At 41.3% G+C, this 6,514-nt stretch carries 8 protein-coding genes; all 8 read right to left on the bottom strand.

The annotated features are described in order from the left end of the window. Nucleotides 1-32: 32 nt before the first annotated feature. The 8 genes from FZ949_RS07805 to FZ949_RS07770 all read right to left on the bottom strand — a co-directional run bounded on the left by FZ949_RS07805 (nucleotide 33) and on the right by FZ949_RS07770 (nucleotide 6,511). The gene (locus FZ949_RS07805) at nucleotides 33-236 is read right to left on the bottom strand and encodes a hypothetical protein (protein WP_021091930.1); all 204 of its coding nucleotides are present in this window, start codon (nucleotides 234-236) and stop codon (nucleotides 33-35) included. A gap of 71 nt (nucleotides 237-307) precedes the next feature. Next, nucleotides 308-1,312 carry an adenine-specific methyltransferase EcoRI family protein gene (locus tag FZ949_RS07800; RefSeq protein WP_002952549.1) on the bottom strand — a complete coding sequence of 335 codons (1,005 nt, stop codon included), beginning with the start codon at nucleotides 1,310-1,312 and terminating at the stop codon, nucleotides 308-310. Further along, nucleotides 1,309-1,683, bottom strand: coding sequence for a hypothetical protein (locus tag FZ949_RS07795; RefSeq protein ID WP_122868565.1), 375 nt, complete (start codon nucleotides 1,681-1,683; stop codon nucleotides 1,309-1,311). Before FZ949_RS07795 ends, FZ949_RS07800 begins: the two co-directional genes overlap by 4 nt. A 1-nt stretch (nucleotide 1,684) precedes the next feature. Further along, nucleotides 1,685-3,637, bottom strand: coding sequence for a type IA DNA topoisomerase (locus FZ949_RS07790; RefSeq protein ID WP_148790321.1), 1,953 nt, complete (start codon nucleotides 3,635-3,637; stop codon nucleotides 1,685-1,687). A 19-nt stretch (nucleotides 3,638-3,656) separates the two neighbouring features. Further along, nucleotides 3,657-4,079 carry a single-stranded DNA-binding protein gene (gene ssb, locus FZ949_RS07785; RefSeq protein WP_021091920.1) on the bottom strand — a complete coding sequence of 141 codons (423 nt, stop codon included), beginning with the start codon at nucleotides 4,077-4,079 and terminating at the stop codon, nucleotides 3,657-3,659. 36 nt (nucleotides 4,080-4,115) lie between these two features. Then, a complete protein-coding gene (locus tag FZ949_RS07780) occupies nucleotides 4,116-5,327 on the bottom strand; it encodes a type IV secretion system protein (RefSeq protein ID WP_035167675.1) in 1,212 nt (403 codons plus the stop codon). Between the two features lies 1 nt (nucleotide 5,328). Continuing rightward, nucleotides 5,329-5,604 (bottom strand): hypothetical protein, encoded by a 276-nt coding sequence (locus FZ949_RS07775; RefSeq protein WP_009495768.1) that lies wholly within the window; start codon nucleotides 5,602-5,604, stop codon nucleotides 5,329-5,331. 55 nt (nucleotides 5,605-5,659) lie between these two features. Further along, the gene (locus FZ949_RS07770; protein WP_021091913.1) at nucleotides 5,660-6,511 is read right to left on the bottom strand and encodes an ArdC-like ssDNA-binding domain-containing protein; all 852 of its coding nucleotides are present in this window, start codon (nucleotides 6,509-6,511) and stop codon (nucleotides 5,660-5,662) included. Nucleotides 6,512-6,514: the final 3 nt, after the last annotated feature.

Raw genomic sequence — 6,514 nt, 5'->3', positions numbered from 1 at the left:
ACATAAAAATAGCAATAAGATTTTATAAATTTCTACTCTTTTCTAGTCGATAGTAAGAAGTGCATTTTTATGATAAAATAAAGCATTGCGTTAAATGCGATGTAGCAGATTGCGGCTAGCGTTATAAAGAACGCGTCCGCGTTTAGGATTGTTTCCACCTTATTGGGTAGTTTTAAGAAATATAAAACTGCATTCGTGCCAAAGCCTAGCAAATTTATGGCTAAAAATACCCACATAAATCGCTTGGCGGGGCTGTTAAATAGTTCTGTTTTCTTTGACTTCTTCATGATTTTAATAAATTTGCTCCCTAAATTTGATTTATTAGCCTAGTTCTCGGTTTAAGGCCGTTGATTCGCTGAATTATTATCCTGGTAAATAGTTCTTGTCCGTTTAGGACGGCCGATTTCGTGTTGCTTTGGGCATAGTCTTGTTTGACTAGCTCGGGGTATTTTTCCTTGATCTCAAAATCACAGCCTAATATATGAAACTGCGCAGGGTTGTGTCGTAAAAAGAACGTAAGGGGCACGCCGATTATGCCATCATAGTCGATTGGTATGTTTTTATAATTGGTCACTTCTATGATTTTGTAGTTATCGTATTCCGGATATTCGTGCTCATTGCCTTTATATTTCTTCATTAGTCTTACACCGGTTTGATGCTTTGTGCTTTTTAAATTCGTAAACCACGATACGTTGCTAAATCGCTTTTTGCTGCCGTCCGGGCGAGTAAAAATATTTACTTGGTGATTTCCTAGCCAAATTTGGTTATTTTTGTATAGCTCAAATATCTTTTTATAGGTAATCGAATACGTTCCGCCTACGATTAAAAATTTCTTTTGACCGCTTTGGGCTATATCTATAAGCTCTCTAAAAAGGGAGAAGGGCGGATTGGTTACGACGATGTCGGCCTGCGCGATTATCTCCTTTACTTCGTCGCTGCGAAAGTCGCCCCGACCTCGCAACTGTGTTTCGCTCATGCCGTCACTCGTGATCTCTATTTTCGTGCCTTTCGAGTTTAGCTCGTTGATGTTAAACGTCGTCGTAATCAGCTTTTTTAGCTCCAAAGTTTTAAAATTTAAGGCGAAATATCTATAAAAGTTGCTATTTTTGCCGTCATTGCACGGGCAGACCACGATTTTGTCTTTAAAGTGCGCTTTGTAATCTTGCAGCTCTTCTCTGATCTCGTCAAAGCTAGTATAAAACTCGTCGTCGATCTCGTATTTGGCTTTCATAAAATATACATTGGCTCTCTTTTCTTTATCCGCCATCCAGCCTTGCCCGACCAGCTCGTTTTGGGTTGAAATTTGGCTCATTCTTTCCCTTTTTGTTCCGTTTTGCTTTTTGTATCGAAATACGATTTTAAAAAGCAAATTTCAAAACAATCAGCTTCTGGATCATTTAAATAAGGCTCTAAAAATGAAATGAGTTCTGAACGTACGCTACCAAACTCTTTAATAAATTTTTTCTTATTTTTCGTTGCAAAGCATATAAATTCATCTTTGCCGATAATACACTCATAACGACTTTCTAAGTTTCTCCTGTATTTTTTAAAAATATCAAAAAATACAGGGTTTAACGTATCCTTATATTTTTTACCGAAATAAATCCCGGCTATATCTTGCTCTTTATCGATTGTCGCTTTACGGCAAACACGAAAAAAGATTTCGGTGTTGTCCACAACCATGTTATTTCCTCTTCAATGCCTTTTCTATAAACACCTTACAAATTTTCAGATCGGTGTCGTAACCTTTGGGTAGCTCCAGCTTTTTGTCTTTTGCTAGATCTTGCGCTAGTTTGATTTGTTTGTCGCTCGGCGGGCGGATGGCTTTATCTTTATTTTTATTTATAAAATCCGAGCAAATTTTCCAGTCTGCTTCTATGCCGTTCGGCAATGCTATTTTTAAATCCGAAGCTATACTTTTCGCAAAATTTAGCTGGGCTTCGCTCGGAGGTTTGGTCTCACCGCTATTTAGCTCTTTAAAGCCCATTTTCTCGTGCAGCGGCTTTATAAAATCGAGATAATTTACTTTGCCGTCGCTTATCTCGTCTAGCACGCCTTCCATTTGCTTTGTAAATTCGCTTTGCGTGATCCACTCGTCATCTGCCTTAACACTTTCGATGAAACTTATCCCTTTACCGGTGGCCACTATGTTTTGATTTTTGCCTTTGGTCTCGATAACTACGAATTCCCGCTTTAAAAGCGTAGGCAGAAACGTAGCATACGTGCTTGGCCTACCGATGCCCTCTTTTTCTAAAAGGGAGATAAAATTGCTTTCCTTGTAGTGCTGCGGAGCTTGCTTTTTAACTTCTTGTAGCTCGAAGCCTAGCACCTCGACTTCGTCGCCTTGATTTAAATTTAGCTCTATTTGGGCTACGTCTTTATCTTGTTCGTCTTCATCGTCCGCTTGCTCTTTCAAAGCCCCCTTAAAGCCTTTATAAATGCATTTGCCGGTCTTGGCCTTAAAGCTTAGAGCCTTGACGTCTATGTCGTATGTTTTGTTCTCGTTTACGGCATTTTTGGCTTGGCTTAGGACTGAATTTAGAAAAATGAGCTCATAAAGCGATTTTTCGTCGTCGCTTAGGCTTTCGCGCCCGGCGATCTCATCTATCTCGCCGTAACCATGTACGTGGCTTATACGGATCGCTTCGTGGGCTTCGGCTTGACTTTGGCTGCCGGCTTTATATATTTTTTTCTCGTACCACTCCTCCCCTTTAAATTTAGCTTCTACTTCGTTTATAAACTCGTCCGATATAGTGTTGCTGTCGGTTCTATGATACGTTATAAGACCTTTTTCGAATAGCTTTTGAGCTAGGCTCATGGTTTTATCCGAGCTAAACCCCAGCCTCTTATTCGCCGCTTCTTGCATTTGGCTGGTTCTAAACGGAGCTTGCGGCTTTATTTGGCTTTGTTTCGTATCTATTTGATATACTTTCGCCCTGCTATCGCCAAGTTCGGCGATTTTTGCGTTCGCTTCGTCCTTTGATCTAAAAATATTATCGTTTACGGCCGTAAAATCTACGCCGCTTCTCGTTTTTAGCTTTGCTTTGATTTTGTAGTCGATCTGTTTTGATGCCGGGCTTGCTAAAAACTCTTTTATTTCAAGCTCTCTTTTTACGATCAGGGCGAGCGCAGGCGTTTGAACCCTGCCGACGGATAAATTTTTATCGTTGAGCTTGTTGATGTAAGCGGGCGACATGATAAAGCCCACCAGCTTATCGCCTACCGCTCGCGCCTTAAAGCTATCGAATTCCTTTAAATTTGAACTTGCAAACGGCACGGCTTTATCTAGCCCTTTTTTGATGCCGCTTTCGGTTATTTCGTGAAACTCGGCGCGCTTTACGCTTTTAGCGATATTTTTAATCGTCTCGTAAACCATGTAGCCTATGCCGTATCCCTCCCTGTCCGGGTCGGTAGCTATGATGACGTCCTTGTCTTTGCAATAGTTAAAAATTTCGTTCATTCTATGCTTGCTTTGCTCTTTCATCTCAAATATCGGCTCATAGCTGGTATAATCGGCCACTATCTCCTTTGCAAGCTCTTTAAAATGTCCTTTGGTAGCATAAACCTTTGCGCCGGTTATATGCTCTATCTTATCGCACTTGTTTGGGCTTTCAATGATGATTACGGCATTGCTCATTTTCGCTCCTTAGTTAAATTTATTGCTCAAACGGCGCATCTTGCGCGTTATCGATATATTCATTGTCTATCTGCGACGCAGAATGGGTTTGCTCGTTTTGCCCGATTTCTTGCCTATCTTTGGTATCGAGCATTATCATCTTATCGACGACTACGCTATGCTTGCTTCTGTTTTGTCCGTTATTATCCGTCCATCGGTCAAATTTCAACCGTCCCTCGATAAATATCCTTGAACCCTTAGCCAGGTACTGATTGGCTATTTCCGCGCTTTTACCCATAAAAGTTACGTCTATAAAGCACGTCTCTTCCCGCTTCTCGCCGTTTGCTGCATTAAATTTGTATGTCGAGGCTATTGCGGTATTGCCTATGGCCATACCACTTGCCGTGTATCTGAGCTCTATATCTTTGGTTAAATTTCCTATGATTGTAGCTTGTGCGAACATTTTTACCCCTTTTAAAAGAATTTCTAAATTTTAGCCTTACGGCACCGCGTATCCGCCGCGAAATACTTTATAAGCATCATATACGCCTTTTCCTAGCATTTTCGTACCCTTGCCTATATCTTTTCCAAGATTTACGCTTGCATCTATTCCGGCTTTCGTGATTTGCCCTACCGCATTTCCGCCGGTGGCCTTGCCGAAGCTTTGCAACGCTCCGCCGATAAAGCTGCCGCCGGTCGCTTTTCTAGCTAGTCCGCCCAGCAAAGTCTTTCCGGCTATGCCGCCTGCTACCGCGCCTGCAACTACTCCGCCTGCTCCGCTTTCCATCTGTGTTCCTAGTACCGCATTTATCCAATTTGGTATTTTTCTGATTATGAAAAGCGCAGTTATGCAAGTGATCGCACCGGTTATCAAGTATTCAAACTGCTTTATAAATAATTCACCTATGACGTTTTGATATTTCTCAAGCTCTATGATCGGATTCATTGCTAAATTTAGGGCTATAAATGCCAAAGGAGCTATTATGGCGTATGATAGATATAACTTGTACCAGCTCCATAAATACGGCAAAAAGCGCGGCGTAATCAAAAACGGCAGCACCAATGGCAGCGTGCTTAATATCAAAAACGCTACGAATTTACTAAAAAATATAACGATCGTAATGCCGATTAGTAGAATAAAAAATACTAGGTAAAATATCCAAAATGGGATCATTAAAAATGCCGTTACGACGCTTGCCATTATGTAATCCGTCGGGCCATTAAAACTTAATCCCAACATAGACCATTCTTGCGATTTTAAATAGGTCTTGGTTCCATATTCCCACATTAAAGCCCTTAAATTATCCACTCTATTGGCCGATTCCGTCACGATTGTTCCGAAATCTTGACTCTGAAAAATCGAGCTTACAGTCGCGGTTATCATATTTTCAGGTATGGTTAGGATGTATAGGGCGCCGGTATATGCGCCAAACGAGCTAAGAACGGCAAAAATAAAGCAAAGCTTGATTATATATTTTATAGCGTTAAACGTCTCCTCTCGCGTCGGATAGCCGTTTTTTAGCTTATCCAACAGCCAAAATACGACTATTAAGATTACGATCGTCGTCGTGGCGGTCGAATAAACTAAATCGTGAGCTCCTTGATAAAATTTTTCAAATAAACTCATCACGTTTTCTTGCATAACTGCTTGAGTCTTGTTTATCCAATTGCTATCTGTTAAAAGCGTTTTTGCTACTTGCTGCTGTGCCATTTTATGCTCTCGTTATATCTTTTTTATAGGTTTTTATCGATATTAGTGCTTTATTGTTATCTAGCGGCTCTGAGATTTTTATCTTTTTGATTTCTATTTTTTTGCCGTCTTTCATTATCGTCTCTGTCGTGATCTCCTCTTGAAAATACGGGCTTTGCATCTCGATGATAAACTCTTCAGCTCCCTCTTTTATACTTACATCATCCGCGCTTATCGGTTGCTTTTTGGCGGTCATTCCGTCGCCGACTCCTAAAAAATTCAAAAATTCAAATAACATTTTAATTCCTTTAAATTCGGGGCTTTCGCCCCGTCTACCCTAAGCTTGGTTTAGCTTACCTGCCTTGTTCCATGCCCTTATCTTTTTGCCTAGTCAGCTTTTTAGCTTTCTCAGCTTCTTTGGACATATCAAGCCTTTGTGCCGGGTTATAGTAGTCTACGCCTTTGATTTGAGCCATAGTTAGGTTGTCTAGCTGCTTTGCTAAATTTCCGCCTATCCCCAATGTCTTGCTGTAGTCTATTCTGACTTCGTATGCTTGGTTCTTGGCCGCCTCTCGGTAGTTTTGGATGGCAGTTAGATCCCGCTCCTTGATTTTTTCTTCGTTTAGCCCGTCGAATTGACTTACGTGATAGAGCGTTTTCGTCTCCAATCGCGGCTTTATCGGGATTTTTTCCTTGACTACGTACGTGATCGCCTTGCCGGTATTTTCATCGAGTCTAACGTTGCCGTCTTTGTCTTTGACTGCTGCTATAACCTCTTTGCCGTCTTTGTCCAGTTTTGGCCTTAGCTCGTGATCTGCGATATAAAGCATTTTAACGCCATCCACTCTCGCTTGTAGGCCGTTTTTGGTTTTTAAAATTTCGCCGGTTTGCTCGTCGTGTTTGAGCTTTAGCACCCCGCCCATCGCGTTGCCTTGCTCCATCGTTACGAATTGAGCCTTGTCGTAGCCTTTTATGGCCATCTCCGCCCTTAAAAGCATGCTGGTCTCTCTTGAATACGTTTTGCCGGTTAAGGCGTTGTAAGGCATGGTGTTATCCACCTCTTCCTTGCTCATATCCCTTTGCCAATCCGCTTTTGCGGTCTTATGAGCTTCAAAAAGTTTATACTTCATATATTTATCGAAGCTCTCTTTTTTCTCGGCATTACTCATCTGCTCCCAACTCTTTTTCTCTTGTTCCGTTGCCATTTT

This window comes from Campylobacter concisus (assembly GCF_902460545.1).
GTDB lineage: Bacteria > Campylobacterota > Campylobacteria > Campylobacterales > Campylobacteraceae > Campylobacter_A > Campylobacter_A concisus_AE.
The sequence above is the reverse complement of the archived record's forward strand: the minus strand, read 5'-3'. Positions and strand labels throughout refer to the sequence as shown.